This is a genomic window from Kaistella carnis, assembly GCF_003860585.1.
GTDB classification, from domain to species: domain Bacteria; phylum Bacteroidota; class Bacteroidia; order Flavobacteriales; family Weeksellaceae; genus Kaistella; species Kaistella carnis.
The window spans coordinates 453,447-469,439 of record NZ_CP034159.1 but is presented as its reverse complement, the minus strand read 5'-3'; the positions used below and the strand labels follow the sequence as shown (position 1 = coordinate 469,439).

At 36.7% G+C, this 15,993-nt stretch carries 16 protein-coding genes; 12 read left to right on the top strand and 4 right to left on the bottom strand.

Features of this window, described 5'->3' with window-relative positions; genetic code table 11:
• Positions 1 to 35 precede the first annotated feature (35 nt).
• Positions 36 to 2,474, top strand: coding sequence for a DUF5686 family protein (locus EIB73_RS02115; protein ID WP_228411264.1), 2,439 nt, complete (start codon positions 36 to 38; stop codon positions 2,472 to 2,474).
• A gap of 2 nt (positions 2,475 to 2,476) precedes the next feature.
• Positions 2,477 to 2,713 carry a hypothetical protein gene (locus EIB73_RS02110; protein ID WP_125022182.1) on the top strand — a complete coding sequence of 79 codons (237 nt, stop codon included), beginning with the start codon at positions 2,477 to 2,479 and terminating at the stop codon, positions 2,711 to 2,713.
• 169 nt (positions 2,714 to 2,882) lie between these two features.
• Here EIB73_RS02110 and folP read toward each other — a convergent pair whose 3' ends face one another.
• Entirely contained in the window at positions 2,883 to 3,743 is an 861-nt protein-coding gene (gene folP, locus EIB73_RS02105; protein ID WP_228411263.1) for a dihydropteroate synthase, read from the bottom strand.
• 80 nt (positions 3,744 to 3,823) lie between these two features.
• On the opposite strand from folP, the gene EIB73_RS02100 reads away from it, so the two are divergent.
• From EIB73_RS02100 to tpiA, 4 genes are read left to right on the top strand one after another with little or no spacing between them, the layout of a single operon-like run.
• Positions 3,824 to 4,390, top strand: coding sequence for a DUF1599 domain-containing protein (locus tag EIB73_RS02100; RefSeq protein WP_125022180.1), 567 nt, complete (start codon positions 3,824 to 3,826; stop codon positions 4,388 to 4,390).
• A 9-nt stretch (positions 4,391 to 4,399) separates the two neighbouring features.
• Positions 4,400 to 5,494, top strand: a complete 1,095-nt coding sequence (locus tag EIB73_RS02095) for a BT_3928 family protein (RefSeq protein ID WP_125022178.1) — start codon at positions 4,400 to 4,402, stop codon at positions 5,492 to 5,494.
• A 6-nt stretch (positions 5,495 to 5,500) separates the two neighbouring features.
• A complete protein-coding gene (locus tag EIB73_RS02090; RefSeq protein ID WP_125022176.1) occupies positions 5,501 to 5,857 on the top strand; it encodes a tellurite resistance TerB family protein in 357 nt (118 codons plus the stop codon).
• Positions 5,858 to 5,877: 20 nt separating this feature from the next.
• On the top strand, positions 5,878 to 6,639 hold the full coding sequence (gene tpiA, locus EIB73_RS02085) for a triose-phosphate isomerase (RefSeq protein ID WP_125022174.1): 762 nt from the start codon (positions 5,878 to 5,880) through the stop codon (positions 6,637 to 6,639).
• A gap of 70 nt (positions 6,640 to 6,709) precedes the next feature.
• Here the strand turns inward: tpiA and clpP are convergent, their stop codons facing one another.
• The 3 genes from clpP to EIB73_RS02070 all read right to left on the bottom strand — a co-directional run bounded on the left by clpP (position 6,710) and on the right by EIB73_RS02070 (position 10,375).
• On the bottom strand, positions 6,710 to 7,396 hold the full coding sequence (gene clpP, locus EIB73_RS02080) for an ATP-dependent Clp endopeptidase proteolytic subunit ClpP (protein WP_125022172.1): 687 nt from the start codon (positions 7,394 to 7,396) through the stop codon (positions 6,710 to 6,712).
• Between the two features lie 24 nt (positions 7,397 to 7,420).
• Positions 7,421 to 9,400 (bottom strand): DNA primase, encoded by a 1,980-nt coding sequence (gene dnaG / locus EIB73_RS02075; RefSeq protein ID WP_125022170.1) that lies wholly within the window; start codon positions 9,398 to 9,400, stop codon positions 7,421 to 7,423.
• Positions 9,401 to 9,469: 69 nt separating this feature from the next.
• Complete coding sequence (locus tag EIB73_RS02070; RefSeq protein ID WP_125021496.1) at positions 9,470 to 10,375, bottom strand: IS1595 family transposase; 906 nt, start codon at positions 10,373 to 10,375, stop codon at positions 9,470 to 9,472.
• Positions 10,376 to 10,666: 291 nt separating this feature from the next.
• Between EIB73_RS02070 and EIB73_RS02065 the strand changes: the two genes are divergently transcribed.
• The 6 genes from EIB73_RS02065 to EIB73_RS02040 all read left to right on the top strand — a co-directional run bounded on the left by EIB73_RS02065 (position 10,667) and on the right by EIB73_RS02040 (position 15,983).
• Entirely contained in the window at positions 10,667 to 11,668 is a 1,002-nt protein-coding gene (locus EIB73_RS02065) for an isoaspartyl peptidase/L-asparaginase family protein (protein WP_125022168.1), read from the top strand.
• Between the two features lie 2 nt (positions 11,669 to 11,670).
• The gene (tsaE, locus tag EIB73_RS02060) at positions 11,671 to 12,078 is read left to right on the top strand and encodes a tRNA (adenosine(37)-N6)-threonylcarbamoyltransferase complex ATPase subunit type 1 TsaE (protein WP_125022166.1); all 408 of its coding nucleotides are present in this window, start codon (positions 11,671 to 11,673) and stop codon (positions 12,076 to 12,078) included.
• An 84-nt stretch (positions 12,079 to 12,162) separates the two neighbouring features.
• Complete coding sequence (locus tag EIB73_RS02055; RefSeq protein ID WP_125022164.1) at positions 12,163 to 13,356, top strand: alanine dehydrogenase; 1,194 nt, start codon at positions 12,163 to 12,165, stop codon at positions 13,354 to 13,356.
• Entirely contained in the window at positions 13,357 to 13,728 is a 372-nt protein-coding gene (locus EIB73_RS02050) for a hypothetical protein (protein WP_125022162.1), read from the top strand.
• A gap of 25 nt (positions 13,729 to 13,753) precedes the next feature.
• Complete coding sequence (locus tag EIB73_RS02045) at positions 13,754 to 14,596, top strand: prephenate dehydrogenase (RefSeq protein ID WP_125022160.1); 843 nt, start codon at positions 13,754 to 13,756, stop codon at positions 14,594 to 14,596.
• 184 nt (positions 14,597 to 14,780) lie between these two features.
• Positions 14,781 to 15,983, top strand: coding sequence for an IS256 family transposase (locus EIB73_RS02040; protein WP_125021533.1), 1,203 nt, complete (start codon positions 14,781 to 14,783; stop codon positions 15,981 to 15,983).
• Positions 15,984 to 15,993 lie beyond the last annotated feature (10 nt).

The window sequence follows — 15,993 nt, the reverse complement described above, 5'->3', positions numbered from 1 at the left end:
ACTTATTTTTGATTTTTTTGAATACTTTTGTTGATATGAAAAGAACCCTTACAATTTTCCTCTTATTTTTTGTAATTACCATATTTGGACAGTCAAAAATTACGGTTTTAAAGACCGGAGAAAGAACACCGATCGCGAACGCATCCATTTACTGTGATGGCAAATTATTAGCAAAAACAGATGGTAATGGAACTGCAACATTTCGAACAAAATGCAATAAAGTCGAAGTAAAAGCCACAGGTTTTTATGAAGATGAGGCGGTAGTGGATAAAATGATGGAAATTAACCTTTCGAAAACAGATCCTAAAACGCAGTCTATTCAGGGCGTTGTAATTTCTGATAAAAGTGATCCGCGTGCCTTGGCAATTTTACAGAAAGTAAATGACCGGTACAAAGATAATTCCCCCCAGAGTTTAGATTCTTATTCCTTTAAATCTTATGAAAAAATATCTTTTGATTTTGATGAAGACAGTATAAAACAATACAACAAATACCTTACAAATCGTTTGGACTCATTGAGTTTGCTCCCACCAACAGTGCAGTCTGTAGAAAAAAGAAAAGATTCCCTTGAAAGCGTAAACGTAATGAAATTGATGTCTGAAAGTAAAATATTTCTTTGGGAAAGAGCCTCCGAATTTTTATATTCTAAAAAATATGGAGAAAAAGTCAACATTTTAGATAACCGCGTGGCAGGTCTTAAGGAACCTGTCTACGAGATGTTGGCATTACGTTCAAACAGAAATAAGATCCCTCGTGAAATTCGTGAAGAAAACAGAACGCTCTACCGTTATTTTCTTACCGACAGTATTGATATTGAAGGACGTAAAAACTATGTCATCCGGTTCCGACAGGCTGATTATAAGAAAACCATTCAACGCCGGAAATTCAACGGATACATTTATGTAGATGCGGAAACCTACGGCTTAAAGAAAATTGAAAGCAACAGCAAGAAGAAAAGTGAAGGAACGATCACCAGCATCTGGAAACCTATCGATAACAAATGGTTCCTAAGTAAAGAACACTTAAAAATAAAAATGGGTGCCACCGCTTTCAGAGAGAACGATGCTGATGGCAAAAAAGACAAAGAGAATAAACAAAACAAAAAGAAATTTGGAAATTATGTCTTTTTAACCGCTGACTATTTTGATTTTCAAACCTCCATTAAAGAAAATAAAAAAGATTTCTCCGGTTATTCGATGTCGGTTAAAAACTCTGATGGTAAAGCTTTGGATCAATTTCGTACGGACTCTTTAACCGAAAGAGAAAGAATGACATATTCCAAAATAGACAGTGTGGGTAAAAAATACAAACTGGATCGCAAAGTAAATGTTCTGACTGGATTTATTCAAGGCAAAATTCGTATTGGTAAATTTGATATAGACGCACTGCAGCTTTTGAAATACAATCAGTATGAAGGTTTACGGGTGGGCTTTGCCGCAAAAATGAATGAGAAATTCAACAAGTATATTTCTCCTGATGCTTATATCGCTTACGGATTCAAGGATCACTTCTGGAAATATGGAGTCGGAGTCGATATCAAAACAACCTTGGAAAAGACCTCATTTTTCCGCGCGGAATATTATAATGATGTTGATGCAGCGGGTCGATTTACCGAAAATCTTTGGAATTTTAAAATGAAGATTAATAATTCCGGAGTTGATTTACGTAATGACCGTTTTTATCATTTTGAGGGGTTTAAGCTATCGTATGAAAACGATCTGTCTAATGCTTTAACAATGAGAATCTCCGCTAAAAAAGATAAAGAAGAAACCAAATTTGATTATAATTTCCAAAATAGAGGTAATCAGTTCGAAAATTTTGCGGCTCAATTGACGTTGCGATATTCACCCAACTCCAAAAGCATGATGACGCCGTCGGGTAAATTAACCTACGAACAAAATTATCCTGAATTTTATGCGAATTACGAGCAAGGTATGGAAGCTTTAGGTGGTGATTTCACCTACAGCCGTTTTGATGTTCTTGCGCAACACCAATTCAAAACAAAAATTGGGGTGACCGGAGTTCGTGTTTATGGTGGTTTAGTGTCTGGTGAGGCACCAATCTGGCATAATTTCGCGATTGCAGGTTTGGGCAGCGGCAACAATTCACTTAATTTCAATTTCACCTCGTATCTCGGCTTTGCGACCATGGAAGGTGGAAAATATTATAATGATAAATTTGCAGGATTCTATTTAACGCACCGAATTCCTTGGTATTTCCGTACCATTGGTAAGAGTATTTCAAGTTTTGATTTCGTGTGCCGAGGCGTGATTGGGGATATGAAAAATCCACAACAGCATCAGTTTGAATTTGAAAAACTCGATCACTTGTATCAGGAAGTCGGACTGGAAGCCAATAATTTTTTAGGAAGTCCTTTCAACCTTGGATTTTTCTATAGAGTTGGCCATTATTCAACTTCTATATTTAAGGAAAATTTCGCAATACAGTTAAAACTTAATTTCTTAGGATTTTAGACATGAAAAATATTCAGATTAAAGCAAGTTCATTTTTCGAATTATTAAAAGCAAAAGACACCTCGATGTGGGAGATTTTCGCCCAAATGATTGATGGTGAAGAGAAAGAGATCATCTTTTTAGATGAGGAAGAAAAAGTACTTTTTAATTACTTTTTACCCGATAATTTAGAAAAATTGGAGCAGGATCGTAAAACTTTTGCAGAACAATATACCCAGAAATTATCTGGAATGAATTAGATTCTTCCACAATTACGAGCGAACGCAGACAAATTTATACAAGATCAAATAGAATAAAATTGATAAAACTTCCTGTAAATGGACGTTTTATTTTTTGTAGATCATATAAAAATTTCTACTTCGAGCAGGAGTTTTCTTAGTTATCTCTTAATTTAAAATGCTTTCTATTCTAATGCTTTCCCAAAAATAAGTCAATTGTCTTTTTAGTTTCGAAAACATCGTGGACGCGAAGGATTTTTGCTCCTTTATTCAGAACTTTTAAATGAAGTTGTTGTGTTTCATTTTGAATATTCAAAGGCGATTTGCCTAAAGGTTTGTAAATAAAGGATTTTCGGGAAATTCCTACCAATAAAGGAAATTGTCCAAAACTAACGGCATCTAACTCATCAATCATTTGATGTTGCTGCTCCACTGTTTTACCAAATCCAAAACCGGGATCCAAGATGATATCTTTAATTCCAAAGCTTCTCAATTGTTGGACTTTTTCAGAAAAGTAATGATTAATTTTAAGAATAATGTCCTCTTTAATTAACTTTTTGTGCATCAATTCATAAGCTGAGTTCACGTGCATTAAAATATACGGAAGTTCTGTTTTTGCCACTGTTTCAAACATATTTTCGTCGAACATTCCACCGGAGATATCGTTTACCACATCAATTCCTTCATTAAAACCAAACTCTACCGTTTTGGAATAAAAAGTATCTAAAGAAATTAAAATCTCCGGGAATTTCTTTTTAATTGTCGAAATCAAACTTCCGATTCTGGCAATCTCTACATCTGCGGATAAATATTCTGCTTTTGGTCTCGTTGATTGCGCACCAATATCAATAAATGTTGCACCGTCATTAATCATTTTCTCTACCTGGTTCAGCGCTGATTTTTCAGTGTTGAACCGGCCACCATCTGAAAAAGAATCCGGCGTTAAATTCAAGATTCCCATAATCTGCGGAGTTGAAAGATCGACCAACTTTCCTCTACAATTTAAGGTATTAAAACTCACGTTATTAAAGGCAGTATTTGAAATTTCCATGGTGCAAAAATACAATTCTGGCCCTGATGTACCAATAACTCTCAAACGAAATTCTTATCTTTGAAAAGTTTAGAAATCTTATGCAAAAAACAGCCAAACAGTTTGATGAAGTGATTACCGTCTGCCGCAATTTATTCAGTAATAAACTGAGTGATTACGGCGCCTCTTTTCGAGTATTGCGAAGTTCATCTTTAACCGATCAAATTTTTATTAAAGTCAAAAGTTTACGCAATTTTCAAACCACCGGAGTTTCCAAGGTAGGAGAATCGGAAGAGGAAAATTTTATGGCGATCGTGAACTACTCTATTATTGGACTCATCCAGTTAGAAAAAGGGTACGCAGATGATTTCAAACAAGATAAAGAGGAGATCTTAAGTCTTTACGATAAATACGCGCAGGAAGCAAAAGAATTGATGCTCCGAAAAAATCATGATTATGGCGAAGCTTGGCGCGAAATGCGAATTTCCTCCATCACCGATTTAATTTATCAAAAAGTTTTGCGAACAAAACAGATCGAAGATAACGCTGGAGCCACGTTAGTTTCAGAAGGAATTGATGCCAATTATTTCGACATGTTAAACTACGCGGTTTTCTGTCTTATAAAATTCTCAGAGGAAAAAGAAACTTTCACACCAAAACTTATTTAGCCCAACAACATGATCAAAAATATCCTTCGAATTATTGTTGCCCTCGTTTTCCTGGCTTCAGGCTTTGTGAAAGCTGTAGATGTGGTTGGGTTTTCCTTTAAACTGGAAGAATATTTTTCACCCTCCGTTTTCAATATTCCTTTTTTAGAAAAACAGGCGCTCCTGTTGGCTGTAATTGTAGTCGCATTTGAGTTAATCTTCGGATTTTTCCTGTTGTTGAAAAGTCATTTAAAATTCACTTTAACGGCGCTTATTGCGCTTTGTGTGTTTTTTGCCTTTTTAACTTTCTATTCCGCCTACTTCAATGTGGTAACCGACTGCGGGTGTTTTGGTGATGCCTTAAAAATGGAACCATGGCAAAGTTTCTGGAAGGATATCATCTTGCTGGTAGCGCTCTTAATTCTCTATTTTCTGTATAAAAATGAATTTAATAACCTTGAAGAAAAAACCAATTTCAAAAAATATCTTTCTGCATTTGCTTTTATGACGATGGTTTTTGTTATTAACTGGGGAATTACGCATGAGCCGGTCATCGATTTCCGGGATTATAAAATTGGAACCGATCTGAATGTAGAGAAGCAAAAAATCGCGAAAAACCCATCTGACTTTAAAACCTTTTATTCCCTTAAAAATAAAAAAACAGGAGAAATTCTGGAAGTCAATCAGGATGATTATGTGAGTGATAAAAAATATTGGGCAGAAGGTTCGCCGTGGGAGATTGAAGAGGGAAAAACCACTTCCAAACTTACAAAACAAGGCTACGAATCGGAGATTGCAAAATTTCATCCAGAAACTGCAGACGGTGTTGATCTCACAGAAGAAATTCTGAAAGCGCCAAAAGCAATTTTAATTTTTTCTTACGATCCTAAAAATGCAAACATTAATGTGTTAGCACAGGCAGAGGCAAAATTGAGTCTTCAAAGAGATGCGTATATTTTGGGAGTTTCCACCAGTCCAACGACCTTTAAAACCATTAATAATGCAACTATGGATGGAACTGCGATTAAAACCATTGCCAGAAGTAACCCTTTTGTACTGACTTTAAAAAACGGAAAAATTATAGATAAGCGCTCTGCAGAAGATTATATTAAACAAAAAAAATAAAAGATAATGAATACTAAAAAATCAAATAAATCAATCGCCGGATATCACCTTCTTATGATACTTTCTGCGGTTGACGGTGAATTTGCACCGGAAGAAGGAATGATGATTCAGAAATACCTTGCCGAGGAATTTCCTTTTCAAGTAAATCTTGATGATGAACTTGATGTAATCGCAATGTTGAAGCCCGAGGAATGGAAAGCACATTTTGAGTTTCATGCTCAGTGTTTTTTAGATGATTCTACGAAAGAAGAAAGAACTTCTTTCCGAAAATTTGCGAAAACTTTGATCAAAGCTGATAATGAAGTTTCTGATACCGAGCACGACTTTTACGAAATTTTGAAAAAGATCTGGAAACTCGATTAATAATATAAAAGTATTTTGAAATGAGAAAAAATATCGTTGCAGGAAACTGGAAAATGAACAAAGATGTAATTGAAGCTCAACAACTCATGTTTCAATTGTTAAGTTACAAAAAAGAAAACGCCACGAACTGCGAAGTCTGGATCGCACCGCCCGCATTATATTTAATGATGGCGAAAGACGTTTTTGAATTTGATGAAATTGGGGTATTTTCACAAGATATGAGCGAGCATGAAAGTGGTGCCTTTACGGGCGAAATTTCTGCTGATATGTTGAAATCAATTGCAGCAACCGGGTCGATCATCGGGCATTCTGAAAGAAGATTGTACCACGGTGAAACAGATTCTCACTGCAACAGAAAAATCAAATTAGCTTTAGATAAGGGGCTTACGCCAATTTACTGCAACGGGGAAACTTTGGAACAAAGAAAAACCGGTCAACATCTTGAAGTCGTAAAAAATCAGATAGAAGTGGCACTTTTTACTTTGAGTGCAGAGGAGATTAAAAAAGTAGTCATTGCTTATGAACCCGTTTGGGCGATTGGAACTGGCGAAACTGCATCTCCGGAGCAGGCGCAGGAAATTCATGCGCATATCAGAAGTTTAATTGCCGATAAATATGGAAAAGAAGTTGCGGACGAGATTTCTATTCTTTACGGAGGTTCTGTGAAGCCCGATAACGCAAAAGAGATTTTCTCTCAACCCGATATTGACGGTGGTTTAATCGGAGGCGCAGCTTTGAAAGTTGAAGATTTCTCAAAAATTATCGAAGGATTTAATTCTTAATCCATTCAGTTTTCAGCATAAAAAAATGCGTTTCAATTATGAAACGCATTTTTATTTTTAGTTAGAAATATTATTTCTTCTCTACTTTTCTTTGAAGAACTTCATCAACCATTCCGAAATCTTTCGCTTCGGAAGAAGTCATCCAGTAATCTCTGTCCGAGGCTTTTTCTACCCATTCGTAAGTTTGACCTGAATGGTCAGAGATGATATCGTACAATTCTTTTTTCAATTTCAACATTTCACGTAAGTTGATCTCCATATCAGAAGCAACTCCTTGTGCACCACCACTTGGTTGGTGAATCATCACTCTGGAATGTTTCAAGGCAGAACGTTTTCCTTTTTCCCCGGCAACCAAAAGAACAGCGCCCATAGAAGCAGCGATACCGGTACAGATTGTCGCAACATCCGGCTTAATGATCTGCATGGTGTCATAAATTCCTAATCCTGCGTAAACGCTTCCACCAGGTGAGTTAATGTAGATCTGAATATCTTTGGAAGCATCCGAACTTTCTAAGAAAAGCAACTGTGCTGTTACAATATTCGCAACCTGATCATCGATTCCGGTTCCTAAGAAGATAATTCGGTCCATCATCAAACGGGAAAAAACATCCATTTGAGCAACGTTTAAACGTCTTTCTTCCATAATATACGGGGTCAAATTGGTCGGTCCGTACATTCCCATGTATTGATCCGTTGCCAACCCGCTATTTCCTAAATGTTTTACAGAGAAATCTCTGAAATCTTTTTTAATATCCATTTTATATTTTTTACGTTATTTAGTTTACAATTTTTGTTCCTTAAAAAAACTGTGACCTTTTGTCAGTTGCCTGTTTACTTTCATATTTATTTCGTTCAGCAATGACTTCAAAATCATGATCTTTTTAACCAATTCGTAGTACGCCTCCTGATCGCTGTCTCGCACGTCGTCTAATTTCTTTGCGACATCATAAATTAATTTTTCAATAAAATGACTCTTATGAATTAGAATGTCATCTTCAATTTCTGCTTCTAATTTATCACCCGGTTTTGGAGGGAAAATATTGCTTTTTTCCCAATTGCTCAATTCATCATCACCAATGATGGCGTTTGACACTTTGGAAACAATCGTTTCATCCATTAAAGTTAAGAAAAAATTACTCTGAATAATTTCGTTATTATCCAATCCTTTCTTTAATTCCTCAATTATTTTTTGATTAATGGGCGATTGTGGTTCATAATTATCTTCGTTAAAGTGACTGATAATTTCTTCGATCACCGTGATTTTAAAAGGCTGATTATCTGCATCCGTCTTTTCTAAAATCCGATCCCCGAAGTTCAGCATATGTTTTACAAGCTTTTCCTCTAATTCCAGTAACGGATTGACGGATAGCGAAGGACTTTGTGGAACAATTTCCATTTTTGGTCGTTCTTGCGGCTCCGATCTTTGCTGAGGCGAAAACTGTTTACTTTGAATTTGTTTCTGAACATTCAGTTCATTAAAAAGTGACTGTTCCGAAAGTCCAAATTTCGTTGCCACTTCTTTCAGATAAACTTCTTGCTTCAAGGCATTTTTTACGAATGCTACCGATTTTACGATATCACGAATGGCTTCTGCTTTTCTGATAGGATCATCTCCGGCTTCTTTTAATAAAATCTCGGCTTTGAAATCGATAAAATCATTGGCCTGCGTTTTAATAAATTCTTCCACATATTCCTGTGGATGCTTTCTGGAGAAAGAATCAGGATCATCACCATCCGGGAAAAGAAGGATGCGAATATTCATTTCCTCCGCGAGCAATAAATCGATACTTCTGAAACTCGCCTTGATTCCAGCAGGATCACCATCAAAAAGAATGGTTACATTTTCGGTCAGGCGTTTAATCAATTTAATTTGATCTACCGTCAAAGCTGTTCCTGAACTGGCGACAACATTTTCAATTCCACTTTGATGAAGCGCAATAACATCCATATAACCTTCCACCAAAAGACAGAGGTTGGCTTTGGAAATCGCCTGTTTTCCCTGACTTAAACCATAAAGAACACTCGATTTATGGTAAATTTCCGTTTCGGGAGAATTTAGATATTTTGCAGTTTTTATATTATTCTTCAGGATTCTGGCGCCAAAACCCAGAACCCGACCCGAGAAACTGTGAATCGGAAATAAAACCCTTTCGCGGAAACGGTCAAGACCATTTGGTGCATTTTCCGGAAAAATAGAAAGTCCGGATTTTTCCAGAATTCCTTTGGAATAGCCTTTGTTTAAAGCATATTCGGTAAAAGCATTGCGCTGTTCGGGTGAATATCCCAACTGGAATTTTTTAATAATATCATCCCGAAGTTCCCGCTCTTTAAAATAAGAATAGGCAATGGAAGTTCCTTCTTCAGTCTCAAACAATTGATGCTGGAAAAAGTCATTGGCAATCTCATGAATTTTAAACAATAATTCCCGATCGGTCTGTGCCTGCTTCTGCTCTTCTGTTTGCTCGCGTTTGTCCTCTTCAATTTCAATTCCGTATTTTTTTGCGGCATGACGAAGGGCTTCAGGATAAGTGAAATTCTCAATTTCCATTAAAAAAGAAATCGCAGTTCCTCCTTTTCCGGAAGAAAAATCTTTCCAGATCTGCTTGCTTGGCGACACCACAAAACTTGGTGATTTTTCGTCGTGGAAAGGACTGAGGCCTTTAAAATTTGACCCAGCTCTCTTGAGTTGCACGTATTCACCAATGATTTCCTCTACCCGAACGGCAGAAAATATTTTATCGATTGTTTGCTTAGAAATCATTCGGTAAAAATAGGGAATAAGTTTTTCTTTTCATAAGTTTGAAAAACTTTAATGTATATCCGTTTTTCATCATACTCCTGTAATGCTTGCTATCACAAGTCTATCGAACAGTTTATCTTCAAAATATCTCCGATTTAACTTATAAACAAACTCATTTAGATAAAGTTGAAGGTTTTTGCGTTTTATTTTGTGGTAATTTCCTAATAAATTCCTTTTCGCATTACTGATAAATATGTGAACCCAACGCAAAGTATCTTTTGTAGTTTCTTTCGAAGATTTTTCTGAAATATGAATTTCTACAAGTTGTGATATATCAACATATGACGTGCTTTGATCTGTAAAAACTATGCTGGATTCTGCCAAAGATTCTTTAATAGTCTCATTAATTCCCTCTGCTGTATGATCTTCTAATACTATTGCTTTAAAATATCTACAAGATTTCGATGTCTCTCCTGTTTCTATATTTTCTAATGGCGTAGATTCCGCCATCACTGCAACATTTTGCTTTCCAACTGCACCTCTTCCACGAATCCCTTTCTCTTGTTCCAGTTCTCTAGATTCAACTGTAAAATACCCTTCATCCATTTCAATCATGCCCTCTAAAGTGTATCTTTCATCTCGTTTTCCCATCGCTTTTCTCAATTTGTGCATCATAGCCCAAACTGGCTCATAGCGCTTCAAACCTAATTGCCTTTGCATTTCTTTAGCAGAAAATCCTTTTTTTGTTGCACTCATCAAAAACATCGCTTTATACCAAACTAGAAAGGACAAATTGGAATTTTCCATGATGGTTCCACTTCGTAATGTAGTTCGCTTTCTACAAGATTTACACTCGTAACTTAATCTGCTTTTAATCCAAAAAAAATCAGTTTTTCCGCACTTGCAGGAAACGCCAATTTTGTCACGTTCTGCTTTAAAATGAGATATACAATCCTCTTCACTGCTAAACTCTACGCCAAAACTAAAAATATTCATCTCAATTATTTAATTATCAAACAAATATACGGAATTATGGGAAGTTACGGACATACATAAAAACTTTAAAGTTTTTTTTAAGTACAAAGTTCACCGAGCTGCAAAGATTTTTATACTAATAAAATCATTTTTAATAACATTTATTTTCACGGTCCATCCGTCGACCTACTTGATCTGCGATAATATGTGAAATCCTTTCGTAGAAATTAATTGTTTTAAAATCGTTCACTCTGCTGTTTTAAGGTCATGCTAAAAAAAATATATAAATTTGACAAACTATTCCCTTTAATAATGAAAAAACTCCTACTCTCTTCTCTCCTTTCCTTTTCCTTGATGATATCGGCACAAAAAAAATACGTTCTCGTAATTCATGGTGGTGCCGGAACGATTCTTAAATCAAACATGACCGCCAAACAAGAAGATGAATATAAAGCAAAACTGACAGAAGCTTTAAAAGCTGGCTATGCTGAAATCCAAAAAGGAAATTCCTCTGTTGATGCAGTTGCGGCTTCAATTATGATCATGGAAGATTCGCCTTTGTTTAATGCAGGAAAAGGAGCAGTTTTCACCGCCGCTGGAACAAATGAACTCGATGCTTCTATTATGTATGGGAAGGACAAATCAGCGGGCGCCATTGCGGGAGTTCACACGATTAAAAATCCTATCACGGCAGCAATTGCTGTGATGCAAAAATCGGAACATGTAATGTTATCCGGAGTTGGTGCAGAAGAATTTGCGAAAGAGCAAAAATTAGATATTGTAGATCCATCCTATTTTTGGACTAAAAACAGATGGGAAGGTTTGCAGAAATTGAAACAAAAAGAAAAAACAACGACAAAAAAGGTCTCCCAAAGTACGTTGCCGGAATCTTATGAAATCGATCAAAAATTTGGAACTGTGGGCGCCGTTGCTTTAGATAAAAGTGGAAATATTGCAGCCGGAACGTCAACCGGTGGAATGACGAATAAAAAATATGGCAGAATTGGTGACGCACCGATTATTGGTTCCGGAACTTATGCCAATTCTCAGGTCGGTATTTCAGCGACGGGTTGGGGCGAATATTTCATCCGTGCTACAGCAGCAAGAACCATAGCGGCGAAAATGGAATATCAAAATAAAAATATTCAAACGGCGACACAGGAAACCATCGACGAGATCGGAAAAATGGGTGGCGACGGCGGCGTTATCGCTTTAGATAAGAACGGAAACATAGCAATGCCTTTCAATACCGCCGGAATGTACCGAGGTGCGATTACTGAAGACGGCGAAGTGATGATCGAAATCTACAAATAATCATGGAATTTAAAATTAATAAAATTGAAGACTGGCAATCGGTCATTGAGGAAATTCTGCCAAAACTTCAGCACAATATTCTTTTATTAAAGGGAAATCTGGGCGCCGGCAAAACCACCTTCACCCAGTTTCTTTTAAAGAGATTGGGCAGCAATGATGAAGTCTCCTCTCCCACTTACGCCATCGTTAATGAATATGATTCACCAAAAGGAAACATTTTTCATTTCGATCTTTACCGCATTAAAAATGCCGATGAAGTTGAAGATATTGGGATCCACGAATACCTCGACCATGCTTTCCTCAGCATCATCGAGTGGCCGGAAGTTTATGAATATGAACTTTCCCAGTTTCCCCATCACGAAATGAGTATAGAAACTGAAGGCGCTTTTAGGATTGTTAAGTTCGTCTAAATTTTGCCCTATTAATAATCAAATGATTGTATCTTTGCATACGGATTATTTTAGATTGATCTGTTGTATATCAAAACTTATAAAATGAGTCATACCCACGTTTTTACCCCTTTTTCTGAACAGGATCTTTTGCCCCAAGAGGAGAAACTAGAAATTGTAAGAAAAGGAAAACAGTTTAGTATAGGAATTCCGAAAGAAACCTGTCTTAATGAACGAAGAACTTGTATTACGCCCGATGCAGTGCAGGTTTTAGTTGCCAATGGCCATCAGATCATAGTAGAAACGGGAGCAGGCGAAGGTTCCTTCTACACCGATTTACAATACTCAGAGTCGGGTGCAAAAATTACTCAAAATCCGCAGGAAGCCTTCGAACAGGATTTGGTTTTAAAAATCAATCCACCTACAACGGAGGAGATTGAAATGTTGAAACCCAATACTTACCTCGTTTCTGCACTTCAGATCAACTTGCGGGACAAAGAATATTTCAAAAAACTGGCGGAGAAAAAAATAAACGCCATTGCATTTGAGTTTATTGCTGATGAATACAAACAGCTTTCTTTGGTTAGACTGATCGGCGAAATTGCCGGAAGCATTTCTGTACTTTACGCCGCTGAACTACTGGCTTTATCGAATGGACTAATGCTGGGTGGAATTACGGGTGTTCGTCCAACAGAAGTAGTCGTAATGGGCGCTGGAATCGTAGGCGAATTTGCAACAAAGGCCGCCTTAGGTTTGGGAGCAAGTGTAAAAGTGTTTGACAATTCACTTTCAAAATTACGCCGTTTACACATGATGGTGGACGGAAGAGTTCCTACTTCCATCATCGATCCAAAAGAATTAACGAAAAGTCTAAAAAGAGCCGATGTGGTCATTGGCGCGCTTTCCAAATTAAGCCACGTTCCAATTGTGACCGAAGAAATGGTTGCGGGCATGAAAAAAGGCAGCGTCATCATCGATGTCACCATTGACAATGGAAAGATGATTGAAACGTCGGAACTGACCTGTATGGACAATCCTTATATCATCAAACATGGCGTGATTCACTGTGGTTTACCCAATCTAACGTCGAAAATGCCGCGTACCACTACGAAAGCCATTTCTAACTTCTTCCTTTCTTATCTTTTAAATTATGATGAAGAAGGAGGTTTTGAAAATATGCTTGTTCGCAAAAATGAGATGAAGCAATCGCTTTATATGTACAAAGGCCGCCACACCAAAAAAATGATTTGTGACCGTTTCGATCTTACTTATCATGATATCAACCTTTTAATTTTCTAAATGAGAAAAATTAAATTCTTCTTACTGGGATTGATTCCCGGACTTATTCTCGTGTTTTTTATTTTAAACAAAAAAGGAGCAAGCTGCAGCGGTTATCTGCCAAATTCCAGAGTAATTGCTGAAACCTTATCAAAAGAATTCACCTATTCTGAAAGTTTCAAAACCGAAATGGAAGTTTTGAAAGTGGATGAAAAATTTTTGAAAGACAGTATTCTTACGAAAGGAAATGTCGATTTCGAAAAGAGTAAGGCGCAACAAAAACCTTGTCCCAGTTATATTTTAGATTATCCAAAGAAAAATCCACGTTTTCAAATCAGCTTTGAAAAATGTGCAGAGACGTCAAACTTTCAAAGTATCAAAAAATTACGATAACTTTCATCATTAGCAAAAAACAATTGTGAAATTAACTATTATTGGTGTTGGTTTGATTGGTGGATCAATCGCCTTAAAATTAAGGGAAAAACATTTTGTAGATTACATTTACGGAGTAGATTACAGCGAGCAACACTTACGTGAAGCCAAAGAACTGGAAATAATCGATGAAGCTTCACCGTTAGAAAATGCAGTAAAAAATTCTGATTTAATTATTGTAGCAATTCCCGTAGATTCTGCAAAAAAAAATTTAGAGTCTGTTCTTGCTCTAATTAATGATCAGCAAACCGTAATGGATGTAGGCTCTACCAAATCCGGGATTGTTCAGGCCGCCAATCTTCATAAAAACAGAAACCGTTTTGTGGCATTTCACCCGATGTGGGGAACGGAAAATTCAGGTCCGAAATCTGCCATTTCAGACAGTTTTACAGGAAGAGCCGGCGTTATTTGTGACAAAGAGGATTCTGCGCCGGATGCGTTGAAAATGGTGGAGCAAGTGGCTGAACATTTAGAAATGAACCTGCTCTACATGGATGCCGAAAGTCATGATGTTCACACGGCATATATCTCTCATATTTCCCATATTACTTCTTATGCTCTGGCAAATACCGTTTTAGAAAAAGAACGTGAAGAAGACACTATTTTCCAGTTAGCGAGTTCCGGTTTTTCAAGTACGGTTCGTTTGGCGAAATCTCACCCGGAAATGTGGGTTCCGATTTTCCGTCAGAATAAAGAAAATGTGCTGGATGTTTTGAATGAACATATTACGCAACTTCGTAAGTTTAAATCTGCCTTGGAAAAGGACAATTATGAGTATTTGGAAGAGTTGATCCGAAATGCGAATAAGATTAGGGGGATTTTGAAGTAGAGTTAAAGGTTCGTAAGCATACGAAAGAATTCGTGCGGTAGCAAGGCAGTGCTATTTTGTGATTTTAATGGTAGTGTTTCACTAACTGTGTAAGTTGAAAAGTTATTCTGAAAAATTTTGAGCCTTCAAAAGCTCAAAACTTTTTCGGAAATAACTTTTTACTATTTTTAAACTTTATACAGTTATGATCGACAAAGAAGAATTATTAAACAACAAGGATTTCTACAAATCCTTCAAGAGTGGAGAAGATTTAACCTCTTTCTTCAAAACAATGCACAAACGAGCCGTAGAACATATGCTCGAAGCCGAATTAGATGACCATCTGGATACCGAGAAACATCAAAAAACAAAAGACGGAAATTATCGCAATGGCCATCAAACCAAGAAGATAAAAACCTCTTTTGGCGAAGATGAAATTAAAGTTCCGCGGGATAGGGAAAGTACTTTTGAGCCAGCCTTAGTTCCCAAAAGGCATAATATTATTGAAGGTTTGGAAAATGTTATCATCTCATTTTATGCCAAAGGAATGAGTGTAAGTGATATTGAAGATCAGATCAAGGAAATGTATGATTTTGATGTTTCAACATCCACAATATCCAGGATTACCAATGCGGTTTCCAGTGAGATTGTCGCTTGGCAAAATCGGCCACTAGAGGATTTATACCTCATTGTTTGGATGGATGGAATTGTTTTTAAAGTCCGTGAGAACTCAAAAGTTATCAACAAAACCATTTATCTTGCCGTTGGTTTAAGACGGGATGGAAGAAAAGAAGTTCTGGGAATGTGGCTTGGAAAAAACGAAAGTTCCAGTTTTTGGATGAGCGTTTTAACTGACATAAAAGCACGTGGCGTAGAAGATATACTGATCACTGCAACGGATAATCTCAATGGATTTACCCAAACTATTCGCAGTGTTTTCCCACAATCTCAAACTCAGATCTGCGTGGTGCATCAGATTAGAAATGCTTGTAAATACGTAGTTTGGAAGGACAGAAAAGCCTTTACTTCCGACATGAAACACATTTACAACGCTCCCACCAAGCAAGCCGCAGAAGCCGCCTTAAATGATTTTGCAGAAAAATGGGAATCTAAATATTCGTATGCCATCAAATCCTGGAGAGATAATTGGGATGAATTAACGGTATTTTTCGAATTTCCGGTGGAAATCCGTAAAATCATTTACACCACCAATTTAATAGAAAATCTCAACGGAAAAATAAGAAAATATACTAAAAATAAAATGTCTTTTCCTACTGATGATGCGGTTTTAAAGTCAGTTTTCCTTGCCTTAAGAGAAGCAACAAAAAAATGGACAATGCCGATTCGAGATTGGGGAATCGTATTAAATCAATTTATGCTTATATTTGAAGAAAGGCTCAAGTTATAAAAAACTCAAG

Bases quoted from the DNA above. Each gene is read 5' to 3' on its own strand.
- dnaG (WP_125022170.1), bottom strand. From the start codon at position 9,400: ATGATTTCTAAGCAAACAATCGATAAAATATTTTCTGCCGTTCGGGTA.
- EIB73_RS02110 (WP_125022182.1), top strand. From the start codon at position 2,477: ATGAAAAATATTCAGATTAAAGCAAGTTCATTTTTCGAATTATTAAAA.
- EIB73_RS02100 (WP_125022180.1), top strand. From the start codon at position 3,824: ATGCAAAAAACAGCCAAACAGTTTGATGAAGTGATTACCGTCTGCCGC.
- EIB73_RS02115 (WP_228411264.1), top strand. From the start codon at position 36: ATGAAAAGAACCCTTACAATTTTCCTCTTATTTTTTGTAATTACCATA.
- tpiA (WP_125022174.1), top strand. From the start codon at position 5,878: ATGAGAAAAAATATCGTTGCAGGAAACTGGAAAATGAACAAAGATGTA.
- clpP (WP_125022172.1), bottom strand. From the start codon at position 7,396: ATGGATATTAAAAAAGATTTCAGAGATTTCTCTGTAAAACATTTAGGA.
- tsaE (WP_125022166.1), top strand. From the start codon at position 11,671: ATGGAATTTAAAATTAATAAAATTGAAGACTGGCAATCGGTCATTGAG.
- EIB73_RS02095 (WP_125022178.1), top strand. From the start codon at position 4,400: ATGATCAAAAATATCCTTCGAATTATTGTTGCCCTCGTTTTCCTGGCT.
- EIB73_RS02090 (WP_125022176.1), top strand. From the start codon at position 5,501: ATGAATACTAAAAAATCAAATAAATCAATCGCCGGATATCACCTTCTT.
- EIB73_RS02065 (WP_125022168.1), top strand. From the start codon at position 10,667: ATGAAAAAACTCCTACTCTCTTCTCTCCTTTCCTTTTCCTTGATGATA.
- folP (WP_228411263.1), bottom strand. From the start codon at position 3,743: ATGGAAATTTCAAATACTGCCTTTAATAACGTGAGTTTTAATACCTTA.
- EIB73_RS02040 (WP_125021533.1), top strand. From the start codon at position 14,781: ATGATCGACAAAGAAGAATTATTAAACAACAAGGATTTCTACAAATCC.
- EIB73_RS02050 (WP_125022162.1), top strand. From the start codon at position 13,357: ATGAGAAAAATTAAATTCTTCTTACTGGGATTGATTCCCGGACTTATT.
- EIB73_RS02055 (WP_125022164.1), top strand. From the start codon at position 12,163: ATGAGTCATACCCACGTTTTTACCCCTTTTTCTGAACAGGATCTTTTG.
- EIB73_RS02070 (WP_125021496.1), bottom strand. From the start codon at position 10,375: ATGAATATTTTTAGTTTTGGCGTAGAGTTTAGCAGTGAAGAGGATTGT.